The following is a 21,874-nucleotide window of genomic DNA, read 5'->3' as shown; positions in this document are numbered from 1 at the left end:
CATTTCCAGTGATTTGGTTCGTCTTGGGTGGGGAGGGAAATTTCTCAAAAGCCCAAACTTTGATCGTATACGAAATTTATTTTTTTGTCTAGAATTGATTTTGGTAAATTGGTTGCCGTTGTACTCTGGAAAAGAAGATTTTGGTGAATTTTATGAACCTATCTCGTTGGCTGCTGGCGATCGCAGGACCCCTCTGCGTCACCCCCACTGCCCTGGCACCTACCAACGCCCAAATCCTGTTTCCCACGGATGATTACGACTATAACGCGTGTACCTCCGAGTTGCGGGAACTTGGTCTGCCGGAAAACCGTATTGCTTCCGCTTGTGCCCGCGTTCTCCGTCCAGAACAACTATCGGAGTGCGTAACTGACATCGATAGCGAAACCGATATTGCCACCACCGATGCCCTGGTTGCCTGCCAGCAAGTGCGCCGTCCCGTAGAAATGGCGGGTTGCGTGATGGATGTCACCGCTCAATTTCCCGAAACCAACGCTACTGCAGTCATGGACTATTGCCGTCGCAGCTTGTTGCCGGAGCGTTTTGCCAGTTGCGTTACCGGGATTGGCGCGGAACTGCCCAGCGTAGCAGCGACCAGTGCCATGGATGCTTGTATTGACGGTCGCGACCAACCCAGAGACTTTTATCCCGCCAACAACCCAGAAGGCAACCCAGACAACTCGCAAGGGACTGCCGAATCCGAATAATGTCCACAAAGTTCCCCTAGGAAACCAACTTTCTAGGGGAGTCTGGCACGATCGTGTTTTGATAGAAAAATGGGCCAATTCCAAGGCGATCGCTATTTTTTGAGAAATGGGATAAGATCGCCACAATCTGTCGTCTCAATTTGCGTCTCATGGCACAAGAATTTACCGTAGGCGAAACCGTACGTTTGGTAGCCCAGCCATCTTACCTAAAAACCGCGGAAGCCAGACCCATGTTGCGACCGCCCCATTTGGTCAGAGTGGGGGAAACGGGGACCATTGTAGACCGACGACCGGGGGGATGGAGCGTCCGTTTTGAAAAAGGGACATTTCTACTGGGGGCAGAATATCTCGAACCTGCCTCCAATGGTTCTGCCTCCGCCTCTTCTTAAAAGGTGGAACCATGGAAAAAAGCAACCAAAGATTTGCAAGGGGCAAATTTTCACGGTAATGTTAGGGGTAGGGATACTAGCAACTTTGAGCGATGGTGGCGATCGCAATTTATCCAGGCAGCTTTGACCCGATCACCTTCGGGCATCTTGATATTATCGAACGTGGGTGTCAGCTGTTCGAGCAAGTGGTGGTAGCAGTCGCCGAGAACCCCAGCAAAACCCCCTTATTTCCAGTCGCCCATCGGGTCGAACAAATTCGTCGCTCCACCCAACATCTCACCAACTTAGAAGTAGACCGCTTTACTGGGCTAACCGTCAGTTATGCCAAAAACCGGCAAGCTAAAGTCCTGCTGCGGGGGCTGCGAGCTGTATCGGACTTTGAAATGGAACTGCAAATGGCCCACACCAACAAAAGCCTTTCTCAAGATATCGAAACCGTCTTTCTCGCCACCTCCAACGAATATAGCTTTTTAAGCAGTAGCGTCGTCAAAGAAATAGCCAAATACGGCGGTTCTGTAGACCACCTCGTCCCCAGTCACGTTGCTCTAGACATATACAAATGTTACGCCAAGACCCATCCCAAGCCGAACCCAACCCAGACAACACCAATTCCCAAGGAGAATCCGCTGACCCTGCGGGAAGCGTCTCCCAAGGACAATCGCCAGCAGGGGTAGACATTCAACAGGAACTAGAGCGTCTGGAAGAAATGATTCTCTCCAGTCCCCGGATTCCGCTAACCAGGCGGACCTTGGTGGATGAGGAGCAATTGTTGGATCAGTTGGACTTGGTGCGCCTGAACTTACCGGAAGCCTTTCAAAAAGCAACGGAAATTGTCCGCTCCCGCGACCAAATCTACGAAGAGGCGCAATCCTACGCTCGGGAAATTGTGGAAGAAGCGGAACAGGAAGCAGCGCGTATTTTAGACGAGATGGGGATCGTCCGTCAAGCCAAGGCAGAAGCGGAACAAATTCGCCAACAAGTGCAGCAAGACTGCCAGGCAGCGCAAGAAAAAACCATGGCAGAAATCGAACAATGGCGGCGACAGGGAGAGAAAGAGTTAGAGCAAATGCGCGCGCGGGCAGTTGCCGAAGCCGAAGCCATCGAACAAGGAGCTGACGAATACGCCGACCGGGTCTTAGGCAATATCGAACACCAGCTGGGAGAGATGCTGCGGGTGGTGCGCAACGGTCGCCACCAGTTAGAACGGGATAACGCCACCACGCGCACCCAAGCTTCCCAGTCTGCCATTCAGCAAGAGTCGGGGTATCCGGAAGGCAAACCCTCGCAACAACGCCACCACCCCCACCCGCGGCAGCGCTAAAACGGGAACTGAGTATTCGATTGTCTTTCGCCACGTATTCTATTAGATAGATGAAAGTTACTGTTGCCAAATTAAAGCAATGGAAACAGCAGGAGCGTCCAATTGCCATGCTCACGGCAAGCGATTATGCTATGGCGCAACTGTTGGACGAGGCAGGCGTAGATGTGGTTTTGGTGGGCGACTCGTTGGGAATGGTCGCCTTGGGATATGAAAGTACGCTGCCGCTGACTTTAGAAGAAATGCTACACCATGCCAAAGCGGTCTGTCGCGGTGTCAAGCGAGCCATGGTGGTGGTAGATTTGCCTTTTTTGAGCTATCAGGAAAGCCCGCAGCAGGCGATTCATTCCGCAGGTCGGGTATTGAAGGAAACCCAAGCCACGGGGGTCAAAATTGAAGGGGGCTACCCGGCGATGGCGGAGACAGTGAAACGATTGGTAGAGACGGGAATTCCGGTGATGGGGCATGTGGGGTTGACGCCGCAGTCGGTTCGGCAGTTGGGATACCAGCAACAGGGAAAAACCCCCGAACAAAGCGATCGCATTTTCGCCGAAGCGTTGGCCCTAGAACAAGCCGGTGCCTTTGCGGTGGTTTTGGAGCACATTCCAGCATCCTTAGCGAGAGAAATTACCCAAAAACTCAGCATCCCCACCATTGGCATTGGTGCCGGTCAAGCTTGCGACGGGCAAGTATTGGTCACCCAGGATATGTTGGGACTAACCAAACAGCAACCCCCCTTTGCCAAAACCTACGCCCACCTCCGGGAAACCATGCTAGAAGCCTTTCGCCAGTACGGTGCCCAAGTGCGATCGCGACAATTTCCTCAGAGCAACGAAAGAATATAATCCCCTTGGTTGGCTGATTGATTGCTGGCACAGTCAAAGACCATACCATCAGCATCCGCATGCACCGGATATACCTGGGGAAGTTGGTTTTCTCGGGGGAAACCAAGCATTTCGTAGAGCAAATCGCCTTTTTTAACCTTGGTTCCCGGCTGGGCTGGTTTTTGTACCATGCCGCCTGTGGGAGCATAATAGGTTTGAATTTCGGTTTTGGGAATCAGTCGCATTGAGGTGTTGCTCGTAGCTGCGATGGGAAAATCCGGGATATCTAAAATGCCTTTGGTTGCCAGATAGTTTTTCATCCCACGAACGCTGGCATCAACGGCTTGCGCGTCGATTTGCATGCCACCATTAATTTCCAAGGTCCAAGCCTCCACATCAAAACGCAACTGTCGCCCCAACTTCTCGAAATGCTGTTCTAAAACCAACCAAGGTCGGACAAATGCTTCGTCGAAGGCATCGCCGTCGTATTCATCGAGCAAAATCCCGTGTTCAAATAAAAACGCTTGGGCAGCCTCTTCCCGGGTTTGGCAGCAGTACAGGTGATTGAGCGCCTGGTTGGTGGAACTGTGCAAATCGATAACGTAGTTGGCATCGAGGCAAAGGGATTGTAAGTGGTAGCGGTAGCGTTCGTAGAGGGGAACGCCGCGGGGAGAGTCAAGTTTTTGCGCGTTTTTTTGAAAGCTTTGCAGGATCTGTTGGCGAAAATTGGCTTGGATTTTGGCAGGGGTGGCTTGTAAGTGCGCCTTAGCAAAATCCCGGAGGTTGTGGTTTTTGGTATAGTCCCAGAAAATGCGGTTCCAATCGCGCCCGTCGTAGGGATTGTAGCGACCAGTGCTAAAATGATGCGATCGCTGGTTGGTACCCATGGGGTTGCAGGTAGGTACCAAACAAATTTCCCCGCGCAACTGTTGGGGATCGAGGGTTTGTAAAAACTCAATCAGTTGGTGGATAGCAGCATTGCCGCTAATTTCCGCACCGTGCAAATTGGCTTGCAGGTAAGCTTTTTTGCCAGGGGTAACCCCCACAAAACGATAGACCTGTAGCGACAAGCGATCGCCGCTTGCCAGTTCAATAATTGGAATCGTAGATAGCTTGGGAATCAAAACCGTATTCTCAAGTAACCAACAGCAAAGTGAAAACAGCACGTGCTTCCCCCTAACCAGCTATAAGCCCAAAGGGGGCGCTTGCCTATTGTAGTTTAGTCATTTTCCGTCGCTTCTGGCATAATCGTCTCCTCCAAATTGGCATTGGAAAAATTGGTTTTTCTGATATTAGCCCCAATTAAAACTGCTTTCCCCAAATCGGCTTTGGATAAATTGGACCAACTGAGATTGGTGCGAAACAAACTCGAGGACCGCAAATTACTATCTCTCAAAGTAGCCCAGCTGGCATTGGTAAAACGCATTTGGGTATGGCTGAGGTTAGCACCGGCAAGGTTGGCACTGCTCAACTTAGCAAAACTGAGGTCCGTACGGCATAAATTGGCATCCCGAAGATTGGCATTATTGAGAAACGCCTTAGTCAGCGTACAATCTTCTAAATTGGCTTCTGTCAGCCGCGCCACCGTCAAATTGGCAGATTCCAAAATCGCTTTGCGCATGGTGACACCGGTTAAATTGGTCCGGGTCAAGTTGGCATGGCTGAGATTCACCACCTCCAAATTGGCATAGCTGAGATCGGCTTCGCAGAGGGTCGCTTCCTGCAAATTGGCATGGCTAAAATTGGCGTATTGGGCATTGGTTCCCCGGAGATTGCACCCTTGCATTTGGCTGTTGCTGAGGTCGGCATTGGTTAAATCCGTGCCGATAAAATTGGCTTGTTGGCAGTTGGCTTGCTGAATTTTGCTGTCGGTGAGTTTGGCTTCCCGCAGGTTAATCCCAGCCAGATTGGCCCCAACCAAGTTGACATTGGGCAACACCGCACCTTTGAGATTAGCATTTTGCAGGTTGGCCCCTCTCAAATTGGCGTTGGCAATTTCAATACCGCGAAAATCCCGTTCTCCCGCTGCATATTGTCGGAGCAGCTCGTTGGCATCGATGGTTTGATTCATTTTGGTTCCTTTGGTTGCTTCACGAAGATAACTTCCCACATTTTCTCTAATTCTCTAATGTTCTGTTGCGTTCTACTGCTTCGGCCAGCAGCGACCGGGTAAAGACTACCTAGATGCTACGCCAGATAGAGAAACCTCCTGCTCCATGTCTCTATTGGGTAAACCACCATTATTATCGCTTCATCATGCCTAGCCAAGAGGATGAAGCCAACACACGCTAGCAGCCACTTTTCTGAGAAACCCATGAATTTGTATTGCAGTTTGCTCCTCAACTGCAGCAAGGTAGGAATGTTTTGAGAAAATTAATAGAGTGTCAGTTTTCAATCGATTGCCTCGCAGACAGGGAACCTTGGCCAACTGCTGCAACCGATGGTGACACCAGCGATGTTCTTGCCAACCATCGTATCTAGCCAAGATCGAACTTTCCTACACGAGAGGTTGCGCGCACGAAGGCGCGTGCGGGGCACCGCATCTTTCCCATCGATTGACTTTTTCATTGATTTCAAACCGGAGCTGCAAAAATGCCAGAAAACTATCGAAGCAAAGCCATTACTGAAGGGGCGCAACGAACCCCCAACCGAGCCATGCTACGAGCTGTCGGCTTTGAAGACAGCGACTTTACCAAACCCATTGTGGGAATTGCCAACGGGTACAGTACCATTACCCCTTGTAATATGGGATTGAACCAGCTAGCCGAACGCTCCATGGCTGGCGTTTCTGAAGCTGGAGGCATGCCCCAGATGTTTGGCACCATCACGGTGAGCGATGGCATCTCCATGGGAACCGAGGGGATGAAATATTCGCTGGTTTCCCGGGAGGTGATTGCGGATTCTATTGAGACGGTGTGCAATGCGCAATCGGTGGATGGCGTGTTGGCAATTGGCGGCTGCGATAAAAATATGCCCGGTGCCGCGATCGCGATGGCACGTATGAACATTCCTGCCGTTTTTGTGTATGGGGGAACCATCAAACCGGGGCATCACGATGGTAAAGATTTAACCATTGTTAGTGCTTTTGAGGCTGTGGGTCAGTATAGTTCGGGTCAAATTGACAGTTCGGAACTGGTGGCTGTAGAACGCAATGCTTGTCCGGGGGCTGGCTCTTGTGGCGGCATGTTCACCGCCAATACCATGTCTTCGGCGTTGGAGGTGATGGGGCTGAGTTTGCCCTATTCTTCCACGATGGCGGCGGAAGATGCAGAAAAAGCTGAGAGTGCCGAAGCTTCTGGAAAGGCTTTGTTGGAGGCGATTCGCAAGCAAATTCGCCCGCGGGATTTAATTACCCGTAAGAGTTTGGAAAATGCTATTTCAGTAGTGATGGCGGTGGGTGGTTCCACCAATGCGGTTTTGCATTTGCTCGCCCTTGCCCAGGCGGCAGATGTGGAATTGACCTTGGATGATTTTATCCGCATTCGCGATCGCGTACCGGTCATCTGCGACTTAAAACCCAGCGGTCGCTACGTCATTGTCGATCTGCACCAAGTTGGCGGCATTCCCCAAGTCATGAAAATCTTGCTAGCCAACGGTTTGCTCCACTCGGATACCCTCACCATCACCGGTCAAACCCTAGCTGAAGTTCTAGAAGGCATTCCCGATACCCCACCAGCCGACCAAGATATTATCCGCCCGTTCGACCAACCTTTATATCCCAAAGGGCACTTGGTGGTTCTCAAAGGCAATTTAGCCGAAGAAGGGGCCGTCGCCAAAATTAGCGGCGTGAAAAATCCTGCTATCACCGGAACGGCTCGGGTATTTGAATCGGAAGAAGACTGCTTGCAAGCCATTCTCAACGGCGAAATCAAAGCTGGCAACATTGTAGTCATCCGCTACGAAGGTCCCAAAGGCGGACCGGGGATGCGGGAAATGCTCGCCCCCACTTCAGCAATTATTGGTGCCGGTTTGGGAGATTCGGTGGGATTGATTACCGACGGTCGTTTTTCCGGTGGTACCTATGGCATGGTGGTCGGTCACGTGGCACCCGAAGCTGCCGTTGGCGGTACCATTGCCCTAGTGGAAGAGGGCGACAGCATCACCATCGATGCCTACCAAGGATTGCTGCAACTTAACATCTCCGAACCAGAGCTAGAAAAACGCCGGCAAAACTGGAATCCCCCCCAACTCCGATATACCAAAGGGGTTCTGGCGAAGTATGCCAAGTTGGTAGGTTCTAGTAGTAAAGGGGCCGTAACCGGCGACTAGTTTTTTGCGTATCGAGGGTACCGAGCGTCGGAGCGTGGGGGATTGGGAGATTCAGGAAGTAAATTGATTTTGGTCTCCCATGCCCCGACCCCCGACCCCCATATGTGGATTTTTGAAAACAATTTGGAAAGAAATATAAAATATTGCGTATAATCTTTACAAGATAGTGCTTGTATTTGTTGGAGTTCGTTAAGAGCTCTCTACTGCAGCCTGTAGTAAAAAATCTTTAAAGATGCCCCGAATTCTTGTCATCGATGACGATCCTGCGGTTTTAGAACTGGTATCTGTCAATTTAGAAATGGCAGGTTACGAGGTCAGTCAAGCCAAAGATGGGATTAAAGGACAAGCTTTGGCTCTCCAGATCGTTCCTGACCTAATTGTCCTGGACCTCATGCTGCCCCAAGTGGATGGATTTACGGTTTGCCAACGCCTTCGTCGCGACGAGCGTACGGCGGAAATTCCGGTTTTGATGCTCACTGCTTTGGGTCAAACCCAAGATAAAGTAGAAGGATTTAACTCTGGTGCCGACGACTACCTCACTAAACCTTTTGAGATTGAGGAAATGCTGGCTCGAGTAAGAGCGTTGCTACGGCGTACCGATCGCATTCCCCAAGCGGCCAAGCATTCGGAGATTCTTAACTATGGAGCGCTTACCCTAGTACCAGAACGGTTTGAGGCCATTTGGTTCAATCAAACGGTAAAACTCACTCATTTAGAATTTGAGCTGCTTCACTGTTTGCTACAGCGTCACGGTCAAACGGTTTCTCCCAGCGAAATCCTCCGGGAAGTTTGGGGATACGAACCGGATGATGATATTGAGACCATCCGCGTCCACGTGCGCCACTTACGCACCAAATTAGAACCGGACCCACGTCACCCGCGCTATATTAAAACGGTTTACGGTGCTGGTTACTGCTTGGAGTTGCCTCCGGAAACGGAAGCTAGCAATGGCAATTCTGGCAATTCCCACGCGAGCGAAGAAAAAGCCAAACAGGCGGATGCCGTTCAAGAATAAGTCTGGGGTGGCTGCTTGGGGGGAACTTTTTTTTCGATGCTGCTGGTAAAGTTCGCCTTGCAAGCAGGTTCTCCCCACGCATCATCCCCGGCGACCGGTAACAATATAAGAAACGCGCTGCCCAACGTTGGTGGCGTGATCGGCCATTCTTTCTAAATGGCGGATGGTTAAGGTGAGCAACAGCAGGGGTTCGATGCTGCCTTTCACATCCCGTTGGTAGGCGAGGCGGCGATAGAGCTTTTCGTAGGCCTGGTCAACGGTAGAATCTTGCTCTTTGAGTTTGCTGCCAGCTTCCGCATCCAGTTCTGTTAAAGCTACCAAACACTCAGAAAGCATACCTTGGGCGCAGTTGGACATGGCTTCAATTTCCCCCATACACTCGTGTACGGGGTAGGGAAATAACTTTACGGCGATTTCGGCGAGGTCTTCGGCGTAGTCGCCGATGCGTTCCAAATCGCGTACTAGTTGCATGAAGGCACCCAATAATCGCGAATCTTGGGCGGTGGGATGTTGGAGGGTCATGACCAACAGGCAATCCGCTTCGATTTGTCGGTAGTAGCGGTCGATCTGTTCGTCAACGGTAACAATTTCGCGGGCAGCATCCAAATCCCGCTCGAACAAAGCCTGATGGCTCAAACGACAGGCATTCTCAACGAGAGCGCCCATAAGCAGAACATCTCGTTCCAGGCGGGTTAGCTGGCGTTCAAAAGTGCGGCGTTCGGAAGCTGCTTGAAACCCCCCAAAATTGACGGCTGGTGGTTGTTCTCGGTCGAGAGACATAAGTTTATGTAGAATAAGTATAGTAATTTCAGACCCAACCAAAATGATGGGAACGATCTAGCTAGGGACGTACGGTCGATTCCGCGTTGGTGGCAGGGCGTTTGCCATCACTTCATGAAAGCTAGGGATGTGGTGGGTATGTCGCACAATGGTCCGCTGGATCGAGAAAGTATTTTTCACTATAAACAATCAAAATAAAAAAAATGTTAAGGAACCCACCAGAACACGAAAAATTTATGGCAATTGGGTAACTCAATGGTCCATCGCACGGTTGGAAAACATCTATAAAATGCCAACAAATTATGGGGATCGATTGTTTTTCTCTTTATTCTAGCACTGAAAATTCTGACTGCCTCGGCTGTTAGGATTCCTAGCAACTAGCGATCGCACAATTATTTTTGCAGATAAATTCTCTTGCTCCTTGCCTATTCATCTTGAGCAGAGCGATCGCTGGTTTCCCGATCAATTTCCTCGCTTGCCAGCAGTTGAATTTGCAACCAAGCGCCTCCAGTTTCCGGATGGTTGCTAGCGGTAATCGAGCCACCATGCGCCTGGATAATCTCCTGTACGATGGTCAATCCCAAACCACTACCGCTCGACGAAGATTCTGCATCTGGTTGGCTGGCCGAAGGGCGATGGCGGGAAGTTTCGCCGCGGTAGAGACGGTCAAAAATACGGGGAAGTTCCGCTTCCGAAAAACCACATCCAGAATCAATCACATCCACCTGCACCCAACTGGGATTTTTTTCCGGCAAAGGCGTTACCTTCACTTGAATCGTACCGCCGTTGGGCGTATAGCCAATACTATTATCAAAAATATTCAAAAACGCCCGATGCAAGCGCGCTTCATCCGCATCTACCAGCAATTTTTGCGCTCCTTGATAGGAAAATTCCAATTCCTTAGAAGCCGCAATGGGTTCGAGGGTTTGCCAAACCGAACGCAACAAACTGGGTAAATCTACAGGTTCCTGTTTAAAACTGCGATCGCCATTTCTAGCAATTTGAGACAGTTCCAACCAATCCTGCACCAACTGAATCAAGCGATTAATTTCCACCAACATGCGGTCCACCCATTCCCGCAGGGGGGCATCCAAATTGCTTTGCAGGGTTTCCGAGACCAAACGAATCGAGGTTAGTGGGGTTTTGAGTTCGTGTGCCAGCTCTGAAAACCACTGTTCCCGGTCTTGGGATAGGGAAATCACTTCCTGACGGTCTTCCACAAACACACCCACCTGAGCGTTGGGTAGCAGGATCGTCGTAGCGCGTAAAGCTCGCGATCGCGGCGGTGGCGAAGCTTGAGCACGAGTTTCCATATCAGTTGTTTCGCGAACCCGTGAAGGATAAAACGACCACTCCAACGTTTGCGATTCCTGTTGGCGGCGGGTTTGTTCGATGGTGCGATCGAGTTCGTAGGAACGGACCACCTTCAGCAGCAAGCAAACTTGCCCCTCCTGCCAGCGGTGAATTTCCAACAGTTCCCGCGCGCGATCGTTACACCAGAGCAATTGGTTTTCTTCGTCTACTTGTAGGTAGCCAATAGGCGCTTGTTGTAAAATCTGCTGCCAGTTATGCAACTCTTGTTGCAATTGTTGCTTTTGTTGGTTGGTTAAATAAATACCGCGCCGCAAGCGAGCCAAATCCGGTAGCGAATTGTCTGTGGTTTCCCGTTGCAACTCCTGTAACAAACGTTGTACTTGGCGGTTGTGCCGAAAATAGAGCACGACACCAATTCCCAACCCCAAAGCCAACCCGAGAATGAAAAACCCTACACCCATGGCTTGTCCTCACGAACAGGCGATCCTCCAACGTAGTTTCATTGTACGTTAGGAATCGGCGCACGTTCGCAGTTGTCTTTTTGCGACTGCCAGTCAATTGGGTAGGGAACGATTTTCTACCCCAAACGATAGCCAAAACCGCGAACAGTAACAATGTATTGAGGTTGGGAAGGATCGGCTTCAATTTTCTCGCGCAACCAGCGGATATGCACATCTACAGTTTTGCTATCGCCGACAAAATCAGCTCCCCAAATCCGATCGAGGAGCTGATCGCGCGACCACACCCGGCGCGGCGAACTTAGGAACAGCTCCAACAGCCGGAACTCTTTAGGAGAGAGGCTAATTTCCTTGCCACGCACCGATACCCGACATTCGTGGGGAGATAGTACAATATCGCCAAACTGAAGCAACTGTGGTTGGTTCCCCTGGTACAGATGCTGGCGGCGCAACAAAGCACGGCAGCGAGCCACCAACTCCCGCATGCTAAAAGGTTTGGTGATATAATCATCAGCACCCACTTCCAATCCCAAAACGCGATCGTTTTCGCTACTTTTGGCACTGAGAATCAGAATGGGCACGGGATTTCCCTGATGCCGTAACAATCGACACAAATCCAACCCATTTACCTGTGGAATCATGATGTCCAGCACAATTAAATCGAAGGGAAATTCTCCTTGAGGCGCTTCCGTATCTTGAATTTTCGCAAGCGCCTCGTTGCCATCGGCAGCCACGGACACTTCGTACCCTTCCCCTTGCAGAGCTAAGGTGACGACATCTCGAATGAGATCCTCATCTTCCACGATCAAAATGCTATTGGTTTGTCCCAGCTCTGGCTTGGACACGCTGTTGGTTGATTCTACAGTTAACATGGTTCCAGTATTTAGGCGGACATCCACTTAAGGGAAAACAACGGATGGTTTGCTAACGAGCAAACCCAAGTTATAGAAGCTCTAGAGGGTGTTAAATGGGAAACAATCGGTGGATAGTGACATCAGCTCCTCGGTCCAGCTTGTTGCTTTCAGGCAGGAGAACTTCCCGAAAATGGGCTATCTCAGCTTGCGTCTGGAAGGGCAAGAAATAGACTAGAGGGCAAGAGTCTATCAGAGCGGTTGAAATGGTTTTCCCTCTAGCCAAAGCGTCCGGTTACGTAGTCTTGAGTTGCTTTTTCTTGGGGATTGTGGAAGATGGTTTCGGTGCGGTCGAACTCGACCAAATACCCAGCTTTGTTACCGGTATCCCTAAGTTCGGCGTTGAAGAAAGCTGTCCAGTCCGATACCCGGGATGCTTGTTGCATGTTGTGGGTAACGATGACGATGGTGTACCGTTCCTTCAAATCGCTGATTAGTTCTTCAATACGGAGGGTGGAAATGGGGTCGAGGGCAGAGCAGGGTTCGTCCATGAGGATAACATCCGGCTGAATGGCGATCGCGCGGGCGATGCAAAGGCGCTGTTGCTGACCGCCAGAGAGGGACAAACCGTTGTCTTTGAGCTTATCTTTAACTTCTTCCCAAATGGCTGCTTGCTTGAGGGAGGTTTCTACCAATTCGGAAATATCTCCCTGATAGCCGTTAATGCGGGCACCAAAGGCAATATTTTCGTAAATGGATTTGGGGAAAGGGTTGGGTTTTTGGAACACCATGCCGACACGGCGGCGTAGGTCCACTGGATCGAGCTTGCGGTCGTGGATATCCCGTCCTTCAAAGGTAATTTTTCCTTCCACCCGCGCTCCCTCAATCAGATCGTTCATGCGATTGAAGCAGCGCAGGAGGGTACTTTTCCCGCATCCGGAAGGACCGATTAAAGCAGTGACTTGGTTGGGAGGGATGTCCATGTTCACATCCCGCAGGGCCAAAACATTGTTGTAGTACACGGCAACATTTTCAGCCTGCAGAACCGGCTCGGTGGTGGTAGCGTCTGTTACTGTTGGATTGTGTTTGTCTTGCATAGGACGGCAGTACTCCTCTCCTTGTTGACAGTAGGATGTAGGGATTTGTCCTCACCTGCGGCATGGCTGCGACCGATACCCAAGATAGCTAAAGATAGTAGCTGCAAGTTTTGGTCGCGTTTGACTAGCCATCCGCAGGGAACAGTTGTAGATGCTGTTTTGGATGTCGGTTTACGTCACTTTCTTCTGGAACTTGTTGCGGATTAAAACCGCAGTGGCGTTCATCAGCAGCAACACCACCAGCAAAACGATAATGCCGGCAGCACTGTTGGTGTGAAATTCTTTCTGGGGACGGCTGACCCAGTTGAAAATTTGAATGGGCAATACAGTAAAGGAATCCCGCAGTCCTTCTGGCAGGAACGAAACAAAAGTCAACGCACCAATGGTGATCAATGGTGCGGTTTCGCCGATGGCGCGGGAAAGTGCCAAAATCGTACCGGTCATGATGCCGGGCAAAGCCAAGGGAAAGACGTGTTCCCGGACCACCTGCCAGCGGGTACCTCCTAGGGCGTATCCAGCTTGGCGCAAGCTATCAGGAACGGCACGCAAGGATTCCCGGGTGGCCACAATCACAATAGGCAATACAAGTAGGGAAAGGGTAAGGGCACCAGAAAGTATGCTGCGGCCGCCGGTTAAGTTAACGCCAAAAGCTTGTTCGGGAACGGTCCCCAACAAACGCACAAATACTTGCAGCCCCAGCAATCCGTAAATAATAGAAGGTACGCCTGCCAGGTTGTTGATGTTCACCTCAACGAGTTTGGCGAACCAAGTGTTGCCGGCGAATTCTTCCAAATAAATCCCTGCTCCTACACCGATGGGGAAGGTAATAATGGCTACGGTGACCATGACCCAAATGGTGCCTACCAGAGCGGATAAAATGCCGGCTTGTTCGGGTTTGCGCGAGGGAAAGCTGTTTAGAAACTGCCAGTTGAGACGCCCAAAACCGTCGCTAAACACGTCCCAAAGCAAGACCAACAGGACAAAAATTGCGATCGCGACAGCTAGCCAGGTAAAAAAGGCAAAAACGTTATCGATGAGATAGCGATGGGAAAGGTCGATTTTGTAGGCACTTTCTGCTGCTTGAGATTTGTCAGAGGCACCTTGTTCGTAAATGGTCATTCGTATTCCTCCCGGAAACGACGCACAAACCAGAAGCTAAAGATGTTCAAACTCAGGGTGATCGCAAACAGGGTCATCCCCACGGCAAAGAGGGTTTTGTATTCGATGGTTCCTGCGGGTGTATCTCCCAAACTGACCTGCACGATGTAGGAAGTCATGGTTTGTACGGAAACGAAGGGGTTAAACCCAAGGCGGGGATTTTGACCGGCTGCCAAGGTCACCACCATGGTTTCCCCAATGGCCCGGGAGACACCTAAAATGACAGAAGCCACAATCCCAGAAAGGGCAGCAGGCAGCACTACGGAGAGGACGGTTTCCCGTTTGGTTGCTCCCAGGGCATAGGAACCATCCCGTACGCTTTGGGGTACGGAGTAGATGGCATCCTCGCTTAAGGAAGCAATCAAGGGCATAATGAAAATCCCCAAAACCAACCCCGCACTTAGAGCGTTAAACGGTTCTACAAACGGCATAAAGGATCGCAGCAGGGGAGTAACAAATAACAGGGCAAAATATCCGAACACCACCGAGGGAATCCCTGCCAAAACTTCCAGTACGGGTTTCACTACTTTGCGGACTTTGGCATTTGCATACTCACTCAGGTAGATCGCTGCTAGCAGTCCAATCGGCAGGGCGACCAGAATGGCAATGCCAGAGGTCATGATGGTGGCACTAATGAGAACGAAAATCCCGAACCCTTGACTGCGGAACAAAGGGGTCCATCTGCCGTCGAAGAAGAAATCCCAAATTTGCTTGCCGTCTAGCTGCTGGAGTTCGATAAAAAAGGCAATTGTCTCAAAAATCAGAGAAAGGATAATCCCGAGGGTGGTCAGAATGGATATGAAAGCAAAAGCGCCAAATATCCACTTGACCACTCTTTCAATAAGTTTGTTGGTTTGACGGTTCGGGTTCCAAATGCTGGCTCTGGATTCCGGTGTATTGCTAGTCATCCTCAACCATTTTGTAGAGCAATAAGGGACATGGGAGGAATTCCCCAAGCGGGGCAGCCATGGAAAAACCACGGCCCCGCTTTAGGAATTTTTCAACCAGATGAATGCAGAGGCGATCGCTTGGGCAATAAGATGCGATCGCGACAAAATTCTCTTAAAGTTCTTCGCTAAGATTGACGCCTACAGTGGTACCACCTTCAAACATGGTGCCTGTCGTCCCTGCCTCCAAGCGACTTTGCGCTTTTTGATATAAAGTCTCGGGCAGGGGAATATAGCCAACCTCAGAAATATAGGTGTTGTTGGCTGTATTCAGTTGGTACTGAGCAAAAGCCCTTACTTGCGGTTTGTTTTCTAGGGAGTCTTTCTTCACGTAGAAGAAGATAGGCCGTGCTAGAGGTTGATAGGTACCATCGGCAATGGTTTGCCGACTTGGACCGACACAGCCATCGCCGCCATCGACTTCCAGAGCCTTCAGTTTGTCTTCGTTTTCTTCAAAGTAGGCGTAACCGAAGTACCCCATGGCACCGGCTTCGTTGGCTACGCCCTGTACCAACACGTTGTCGTCTTCACTGGCGGTATAGTCGCCGCGGCTGGCACCGTCTTCGCCTACGATGGCTTCGGTGAAGTAGTCAAAGGTACCGGAGTCGGTTCCCGGTCCGTAGAGGCTCAATTCTTGGTCGGGGAACTCGCCACGTACTTGCGACCAGTTGGTAATTTGGCCTTCGGCCTGCGGTTCCCAAATGGTCTTGAGTTCGTCTACGGTGAGGCAGCTAGCCCAGTCGTTTTGCGGATTGACAGTAACGGAAATTCCGTCGAAAGCAATGGGCAACTCTACAAATTCGATGCCGTTTTCTTGGCAAGCTTCAATTTCACTTGGTTTGATCGGGCGAGAAGCGTTGGAAATATCTGTTTCGCCGGCGCAGAATTTCTTAAAACCACCGCCGGAACCGGATACCCCCACCGTGACGCGAACGTCGTTGTTCTCTTTCATAAACTCTTCAGCCATGGCTTCGGAAATGGGGAAGACGGTACTAGAACCATCTACCATCACATCGCCAGATAGCTGAGAGTCGCCACCGCCAGCGGCGGTTTCGGTGGCACCTTCCCCTTCGCCTGTGGCGTTATCGGCAGCTTGGTTGCCACCTTGGCCGCCACAAGCGCTTAAGGTTAAGGCCGCGATCGCTAGAGAAGCTAGGATGGGTTTGGATGGGGCTAACGTGCGGAACTTCATAGGAATTTTCCTCAGCATTGGATAGTTCTTGAAAACGGAACTGTTAAATTTCACTGTCGCTACGGCACTGCTATCTTGCTCGTTCCACCAGCCGGTTGGTCGCGAACTGTTGGGCGGCTTAGCTACCAGCAACCAATTGGGTATCCGTACACCGATGGATCTTGGCGTTCTCCATCGGGAAATCGTGGCATCGCAGCGGACCGCTGTTTGGTCGGCGAAGCTCGCATAGGACCGCCTGGAGATCCCCCCAAGCATCCTCCTATCATCTCGTACAACCAACCAGATAGCGACAACTTCCATTAGTTGTTCCGAGAAATGTATTTTACCTGGCTGATGGTAACGCGAGAATTGTGCGTTTTAGCTAGGAGAATCGCGTTAAGTTTTCACCTTTTAACCTAGTTCCCTCCTTGCTGCCATTGACCGCCAGGTGGCTAACGGAATTTCCCCCAGGCGTAGAACTCAGCATCCTTGGGTGGATTACCGATTGGCATTCTAAATCAAAGATAGTGTCCAAACGTAAAGTTTAGGTTAAGGTGGCCTCGAAATCGACAGCCAAGCAGCATATGTCTAGCGCTGATGGCTCCGGTTAAGTTCTGGTATAGAGGTTTTTGTAGAGATTGAAACTTTCTATACCTCTCGCGCTTCCCTACAATAGAACCAAATCGATTGACCAACTAACAAAAGGCAGCCAAATATGCAGTTGCAGCTATCTACCTGGCCAGAAGTTGAAGAATATCTAAAGATTTCCTCGGGCATTGTCATTCCCATTGGTTCCACCGAACAGCACGGACCCAATGGGTTAATCGGCACCGATGCTATTTGTGCGGAAGCCATTTCTAAAGGAGTCGGCGACGAAACTGAAGCGTTGGTCGGTCCTACGATTAACGTGGGTATGGCCTTACACCACACCAGTTTCCCCGGCACGGTAAGCTTGCGACCGAGTACCTTGCTAGCTCTCGTCCAAGACTATATAACATTTTTAACCAAAGCTGGTTTTACTAAATTTTTCTTTATAAACGGTCACGGGGGCAATATGGCGACCGTAAAAGCTGCTTTTGCCCAAACGTATACCCATTTGAGCGAGTTACAAATCCCCAATAGCGATCGCGTTCAATGCCGTTTGGCTAACTGGTTTCTTTGTAGTTCCGTACGTAACTTAGCCAAAGAATTATACGGCGATCGCGAAGGTTCCCATGCCACCGCCAGCGAAGTCGCCGTCACCCAATTTCTCTATCCCGAAGCCATCAAAAACGTGGAACTAGACGCCCAACTCCCACCCCAAGATAAAATCTACGGTCCGGATGATTTCCGCCGCCGCCACCCCGACGGGCGCATGGGGTCCGATCCCAGTATGGCTACGCCCGAACACGGGGAACGCTTTTACAAAGCAGCAGTAAAAGAACTCAGCCAAGCCTACCGCGAGTTCTTACAAGCCGAATAAACCGGTTCGTACAAAGTATTTCTCTCTCGATAGGGTCTTTTGGCAGAGGTACAGGCAGCTTGTAACTGTTCTACGGACATACAAGTACCGCCCTGTGCCCCCGCCATGGTGGTAATATGTTCTTCCATCAACGTACCGCCAATGTCATTACAACCCCAGCGCAATGCTTCTGTAGCCCCTGCCAGACCGAGTTTCACCCAACTAGGCTGGTGGTTGGCAATCCAGTTACCCAGGAAAATCCGCGATACCGCTGTCAGCAGCAAAATATCTGCCAAAACCGGCTGGTCGCGCCCTACCCGACGGCGCAATGCTGGTGGTGCCTGTTCCCCCACAAAAGGCAGGAGAATAAACTCAGTAATGTGGGCAGGATACTGGCGAGAAACAGCTTTTTCTTGTAACTCTCGCAAGCGTTGCAAATGCTGTATCTGCTGTTGGGGCATTTCTATATGACCGCATAGCATAGTACTGGTGGTAAACACACCCACCGCTAGCGCCGCTTCTACAACATCCAACCAAGTTTGGGTATCGATTTTTTCCGGGCAAATCACCCGACGCACCTCATCCACCAAAACTTCCGCTGCCGTACCGGGCATGGAACCCACGCCAGCATCGTGCAAAGCAGCAATGGTTTCCTGGTAGCTAATGCCATCTTCGCGGGCAATAAATTGAATTTCTTGCGGGGAAAAAGCGTGGATGTGGAGTTGGGGAAAAGTTTGCCGAATTTGCTTGACAAGATTTATATAATATGATAATGAAGTGCCGTGCAATTTGGCTTGGGGATTCAATCCCCCTTGGATGCAAACCTCCGTAGCGCCGCGCTGTATTGCTTCGTCAATTTTAGAACGAATGGTATCTGCATCCAGCCAGTAAGCGCCTTCTTTGCCTTCATCGCGGCGAAAGGCACAAAAGCTACAGTGCTGCTCGCAAATATTGGTAAAATTGACGTTGCGGTTGACTACATAGGTAACCGTATCGCCAGCTTGACGCTTTCTCAGCATATCGCTGGTTTGGCGGATAGCTTCTATGGTATCGCGATCGCGTTGTTGCAAAAGAATTTCGCCCTCTGCCGGGGAAATATCTTCCCCAGCCAGGGCACGTTCCAGAATTTCAGAAACACTGCCCGTCATTTTCGCTTCGGTAAATGCTGTCATGGGTATAGCTCCTTAGTTTTAGCCAAATTTGCCTTCTTTTATGCTAGCGTTGTTGCTTTGAGAAGCTAGCAGGCGTTGGGCAATTTGACGATCTAGTTTGCCCATGGGGTAATCTGGCAGTTGCTGTAAAGATACCCAACGGGGAGAACTGTTCCCTTGGCTGGAAAGTTTGCCGTCAATCCAATGACAGCGATACACGTGCAGCGTGACGCGAAAGTGGGTATAGGCATGTTGCAGTACCGCGATCGCATTTTGCACCTGTACTTGACAATTAAAGTGCATTTGTAGCTCTTGGGGCAAGATTTCCGGTGCTTTTTTAGGCTGTTCGGTGGTAAAATTGGGAAATTCCCACAATCCACCCAACAATCCCTGTTTTTGCCGCTGCCGAATCAAAACCATATTTTGGTAAGAAATTACCGCCGCTACCATGGTGTAGTGGGGCTTTTTGCTCTTCGGCGGTTTCACTGGGCGTTGTTCTTGCAAACCCAAGGCATAGGCTTGGCAAACTTCCCGCAAAGGGCAAATCAAACAGCGGGGATTTTGAGGGGTGCAAATCGTTGCCCCCAAATCCATCCAGGCTTGGTTGTAGGCAGCCGCTTGCCCAGGCACCAAATGTTCGTTGGCTCGTTCCCAAAATTGGCGATCGCTTTGGGGATTGCCAATGGGTTGGTCAATATTAAATACTCTAGCCAAAACCCGCCGCAAATTGCCATCAATGGCCACCTCATCGCGACCAAATCCCATAGAAGCGATCGCAGCAGCGGTATATTGCCCGATACCAGGGAGTTTTTGCAATTGTTTGGCATCGGCAGGCAGTTTTCCCCCGTATTCTTGCACCACTTTTTGGGCGGCAGCGTGGAGGTTGCGCGCGCGCGAGTAATATCCCAATCCTTCCCAAGTTGCCAATACTTCCTGCAAATCGGCTTGGGCTAATGCTTCAATAGTAGGAAATTTTTCCATCCACCGGTGAAAATAGGGAATAACGGTTTCCACGCGGGTTTGCTGGAGCATGATTTCCGAAACCCAGATGGCGTAGGGATGGGGATGGTTTCGCCACGGTAAGTCTCGCTGGTGGGTAGCGTACCAGTCTAGCAGGGGTTGGGCGATGGTGGTAGGTTTAGTGGGCATGGGAGCGTACCGAGCGTACCGAGTGTGGGAGCTTGGGAGCGTGGGAGCGTGGGAGCGTGGGAGCGTGGGAGCATGGGAGCGTGGGAGCATGGGAGCGTACCGAGCGTACCGAGCATCCTTCAACAAACTCACCGCAAGTGGGAGGGTGGTGTTCCCTTAGCTATGGAAAAATGTATCACGCCTTTACGATAGAGGATGAAAGATAGGCAAGGCAATTTGGAACTATGAACGAGCAACTGTGGCTGTCGGCAGTGGCAGAAAATCGCGCGATCGCGGTTATCCGTGCTTCTAGCTACCAAAAGGGATACCATATGGCAGAAGCGGTGATTCGTGGCGGGATGCGTATGGTGGAAATTGCTTGGAATAGCGATCGCGCGCCGGAATTAATTCAAAATTTACGTTCGACATATCCCAATTGTGTTATTGGGGCAGGAACGCTGTTTGCTTGCGAGGATGTGCGCGGTGCCATTGCTTCGGGAGCACAGTTCTTGTTTGCTCCTCACTTTGAAGAAAGGATGTTGCGAGAAGCGACAAAACATCAAATTCCTATGATTCCCGGAGCATTAACGCCCAGCGAAATTGTGAAGGCATGGCAGGGGGGAGCGAGTTCTGTGAAGGTATTTCCGGCGGCTTCGTTAGGAGGTGCTGACTATATTGCTCGCTTGCAGGAGGTTTTGCCGGAGGTTCCTCTGATTCCCACAGGTGGGGTTACTGTGGAGAATGCTGGCGATTTTCTCAATGCTGGGGCGATTGCTGTGGGTTTATCCGGTAGTTTGTTTCCCAAGCAGGTTTTAGAGGCGGAACATTGGGAATCGATTGCCCAGCGATCGGAAGCTTTGGTGAGTTCTATAACCTAATAACGGCGATGGAGCGCAATTTTATTTATAATTGAACTATAGAGTTTTGTTTTTTCTTGGTTGCTTGTGGAATCTTGGTAGCGAACCGAGATGGTCAATTTTACCTTGATTGCCTACAGCTACCTGTTTCGCCGGAATTTTAGAGGGTAAGATGCTGGTGTCACTGCTGTATTTGATGCACTTGCAATTTTTCTTCGTCAATACAAGCGATCGCCAACCAAGAGATTTTCTGAAGTTTCCAATTTTTATAAATTTTTCCAACAATATTGAAACATTGTACTAGAGATTTTGGCTAAAGGGGTGAGGCAAGTTGCTTGAACGAATGTTCGGACAACCATATAATTGGCAACGCTGGGGCGTTTCGCTAATTTTGGGTGGCTTGTTGGCGGCGATGCCAGCGATGTCAACGGGGGAAGCGATGGTTGGGGCGGAAGGCGCGATCGCGCAAAAGATGGAATATCTCAAGGAGACGGATAAGAAATGGTTGGAAATCGATCTCACCAGGCAGCGGTTAATTGCTTGGGAAGGTGACCAACCAGTTTATGCGGTGGTGGTTTCTACGGGCAAGCCGTCTACGCCTACGCCACCGGGGATTTTTGCCATTCAATCCAAACATCGCTACGCCAGAATGCAAGGGGCGAATTACGATATTTCCCAAGTTCCCTATACGATGTACTATTACGGCGGTTATGCCATTCATGGGGCTTTTTGGCACAATCGTTTTGGCACGCCCGTTAGCCACGGATGCACGAATGTGGCGGTCGATCGCGCGCAGTGGTTTTTTGAATGGGCTTCTGTGGGCACGCCAGTGATTGTTCACGATGAGAGGGATTGGTGATTTCTGGTTCGATACCTATTTCAATAGATTTTGGCCTTGAAAGCCTAGCAGGAGGGGGAAATTGACACTCTCACGAATAGAATTCGTGAGATTCTCGCTTCATTGGGTGTGCCTAGATGGATTAGCTATGCTAGTCCATCCCC

The 21,874-nt window shown here is 50.5% G+C and carries 21 protein-coding genes; 10 read left to right on the top strand and 11 right to left on the bottom strand.

What is annotated here, in order from left to right; genetic code table 11:
- Positions 1 to 152 precede the first annotated feature (152 nt).
- The 5 genes from AS151_RS00965 (at position 153) to panB (ending at position 3,256) form a co-directional block, all read left to right on the top strand.
- Positions 153 to 704, top strand: coding sequence for a hypothetical protein (locus AS151_RS00965; protein ID WP_071515202.1), 552 nt, complete (start codon positions 153 to 155; stop codon positions 702 to 704).
- A gap of 149 nt (positions 705 to 853) precedes the next feature.
- Positions 854 to 1,093, top strand: a complete 240-nt coding sequence (locus AS151_RS00960; protein ID WP_071515215.1) for a regulatory protein SipA — start codon at positions 854 to 856, stop codon at positions 1,091 to 1,093.
- A 92-nt stretch (positions 1,094 to 1,185) separates the two neighbouring features.
- Positions 1,186 to 1,767 carry a pantetheine-phosphate adenylyltransferase gene (gene coaD, locus AS151_RS00955; protein ID WP_071515201.1) on the top strand — a complete coding sequence of 194 codons (582 nt, stop codon included), beginning with the start codon at positions 1,186 to 1,188 and terminating at the stop codon, positions 1,765 to 1,767.
- Positions 1,653 to 2,414, top strand: coding sequence for an ATP synthase F0 subunit B (locus AS151_RS00950; protein WP_139240427.1), 762 nt, complete (start codon positions 1,653 to 1,655; stop codon positions 2,412 to 2,414). The genes coaD and AS151_RS00950 overlap by 115 nt, the downstream gene beginning before the upstream one ends.
- A 50-nt stretch (positions 2,415 to 2,464) precedes the next feature.
- Entirely contained in the window at positions 2,465 to 3,256 is a 792-nt protein-coding gene (gene panB / locus AS151_RS00945; protein WP_071515199.1) for a 3-methyl-2-oxobutanoate hydroxymethyltransferase, read from the top strand.
- On the opposite strand, the gene AS151_RS00940 is transcribed toward panB, so the two are convergent.
- Both AS151_RS00940 and AS151_RS00935 read right to left on the bottom strand, forming a co-directional pair.
- Entirely contained in the window at positions 3,235 to 4,359 is a 1,125-nt protein-coding gene (locus tag AS151_RS00940) for a succinylglutamate desuccinylase/aspartoacylase family protein (RefSeq protein WP_071515198.1), read from the bottom strand. The two genes, panB and AS151_RS00940, sit on opposite strands and share 22 nt — an antisense overlap.
- Before the next feature lie 95 nt (positions 4,360 to 4,454).
- Positions 4,455 to 5,306: a pentapeptide repeat-containing protein gene (locus AS151_RS00935; protein WP_244532796.1), complete on the bottom strand. Its 852-nt coding sequence runs from the start codon at positions 5,304 to 5,306 to the stop codon at positions 4,455 to 4,457.
- Positions 5,307 to 5,827: 521 nt separating this feature from the next.
- Here AS151_RS00935 and ilvD point away from each other — a divergent pair.
- Positions 5,828 to 7,504, top strand: a complete 1,677-nt coding sequence (ilvD, locus tag AS151_RS00930) for a dihydroxy-acid dehydratase (RefSeq protein WP_071515197.1) — start codon at positions 5,828 to 5,830, stop codon at positions 7,502 to 7,504.
- Positions 7,505 to 7,736: 232 nt separating this feature from the next.
- Complete coding sequence (locus AS151_RS00925; RefSeq protein ID WP_071515196.1) at positions 7,737 to 8,519, top strand: response regulator transcription factor; 783 nt, start codon at positions 7,737 to 7,739, stop codon at positions 8,517 to 8,519.
- A gap of 81 nt (positions 8,520 to 8,600) precedes the next feature.
- Here AS151_RS00925 and phoU read toward each other — a convergent pair whose 3' ends face one another.
- The 7 genes from phoU to AS151_RS00890 all read right to left on the bottom strand — a co-directional run bounded on the left by phoU (position 8,601) and on the right by AS151_RS00890 (position 16,316).
- On the bottom strand, positions 8,601 to 9,299 hold the full coding sequence (phoU, locus tag AS151_RS00920; RefSeq protein WP_071515195.1) for a phosphate signaling complex protein PhoU: 699 nt from the start codon (positions 9,297 to 9,299) through the stop codon (positions 8,601 to 8,603).
- 425 nt (positions 9,300 to 9,724) lie between these two features.
- Positions 9,725 to 11,074 (bottom strand): PAS domain-containing sensor histidine kinase, encoded by a 1,350-nt coding sequence (locus AS151_RS00915; protein WP_071515194.1) that lies wholly within the window; start codon positions 11,072 to 11,074, stop codon positions 9,725 to 9,727.
- Positions 11,075 to 11,190: 116 nt separating this feature from the next.
- The gene (locus AS151_RS00910; RefSeq protein WP_071515213.1) at positions 11,191 to 11,943 is read right to left on the bottom strand and encodes a response regulator transcription factor; all 753 of its coding nucleotides are present in this window, start codon (positions 11,941 to 11,943) and stop codon (positions 11,191 to 11,193) included.
- 257 nt (positions 11,944 to 12,200) lie between these two features.
- Positions 12,201 to 13,019, bottom strand: a complete 819-nt coding sequence (gene pstB, locus AS151_RS00905) for a phosphate ABC transporter ATP-binding protein PstB (protein WP_071515193.1) — start codon at positions 13,017 to 13,019, stop codon at positions 12,201 to 12,203.
- A gap of 171 nt (positions 13,020 to 13,190) precedes the next feature.
- Positions 13,191 to 14,138, bottom strand: coding sequence for a phosphate ABC transporter permease PstA (pstA, locus tag AS151_RS00900; RefSeq protein WP_071515192.1), 948 nt, complete (start codon positions 14,136 to 14,138; stop codon positions 13,191 to 13,193).
- On the bottom strand, positions 14,135 to 15,085 hold the full coding sequence (gene pstC, locus AS151_RS00895; RefSeq protein WP_071515191.1) for a phosphate ABC transporter permease subunit PstC: 951 nt from the start codon (positions 15,083 to 15,085) through the stop codon (positions 14,135 to 14,137). The genes pstA and pstC overlap by 4 nt, the downstream gene beginning before the upstream one ends.
- 154 nt (positions 15,086 to 15,239) lie before the next feature.
- On the bottom strand, positions 15,240 to 16,316 hold the full coding sequence (locus tag AS151_RS00890; protein ID WP_071515190.1) for a PstS family phosphate ABC transporter substrate-binding protein: 1,077 nt from the start codon (positions 16,314 to 16,316) through the stop codon (positions 15,240 to 15,242).
- 694 nt (positions 16,317 to 17,010) lie between these two features.
- Between AS151_RS00890 and AS151_RS00880 the strand changes: the two genes are divergently transcribed.
- Positions 17,011 to 17,757, top strand: a complete 747-nt coding sequence (locus AS151_RS00880; protein ID WP_071515188.1) for a creatininase family protein — start codon at positions 17,011 to 17,013, stop codon at positions 17,755 to 17,757.
- Here the strand turns inward: AS151_RS00880 and cofH are convergent.
- Entirely contained in the window at positions 17,730 to 18,908 is a 1,179-nt protein-coding gene (cofH, locus tag AS151_RS00875) for a 7,8-didemethyl-8-hydroxy-5-deazariboflavin synthase subunit CofH (protein WP_244532795.1), read from the bottom strand. The two genes, AS151_RS00880 and cofH, sit on opposite strands and share 28 nt — an antisense overlap.
- An 18-nt stretch (positions 18,909 to 18,926) precedes the next feature.
- Positions 18,927 to 20,036: an A/G-specific adenine glycosylase gene (gene mutY, locus AS151_RS00870; RefSeq protein ID WP_071515187.1), complete on the bottom strand. Its 1,110-nt coding sequence runs from the start codon at positions 20,034 to 20,036 to the stop codon at positions 18,927 to 18,929.
- A gap of 224 nt (positions 20,037 to 20,260) precedes the next feature.
- Between mutY and AS151_RS00865 the strand changes: the two genes are divergently transcribed.
- Together AS151_RS00865 and AS151_RS00860 are read left to right on the top strand one after the other, a co-directional pair.
- A complete protein-coding gene (locus AS151_RS00865) occupies positions 20,261 to 20,893 on the top strand; it encodes a bifunctional 4-hydroxy-2-oxoglutarate aldolase/2-dehydro-3-deoxy-phosphogluconate aldolase (RefSeq protein WP_071515186.1) in 633 nt (210 codons plus the stop codon).
- 391 nt (positions 20,894 to 21,284) lie between these two features.
- Positions 21,285 to 21,731, top strand: coding sequence for a L,D-transpeptidase (locus tag AS151_RS00860; RefSeq protein WP_343327413.1), 447 nt, complete (start codon positions 21,285 to 21,287; stop codon positions 21,729 to 21,731).
- Positions 21,732 to 21,874 lie beyond the last annotated feature (143 nt).

It is taken from the genome of Geitlerinema sp. PCC 9228, assembly GCF_001870905.1.
Lineage (GTDB): Bacteria > Cyanobacteriota > Cyanobacteriia > Cyanobacteriales > PCC-9228 > PCC-9228.
The sequence above is the reverse complement of the archived record's forward strand: the minus strand, read 5'-3'. Positions and strand labels throughout refer to the sequence as shown.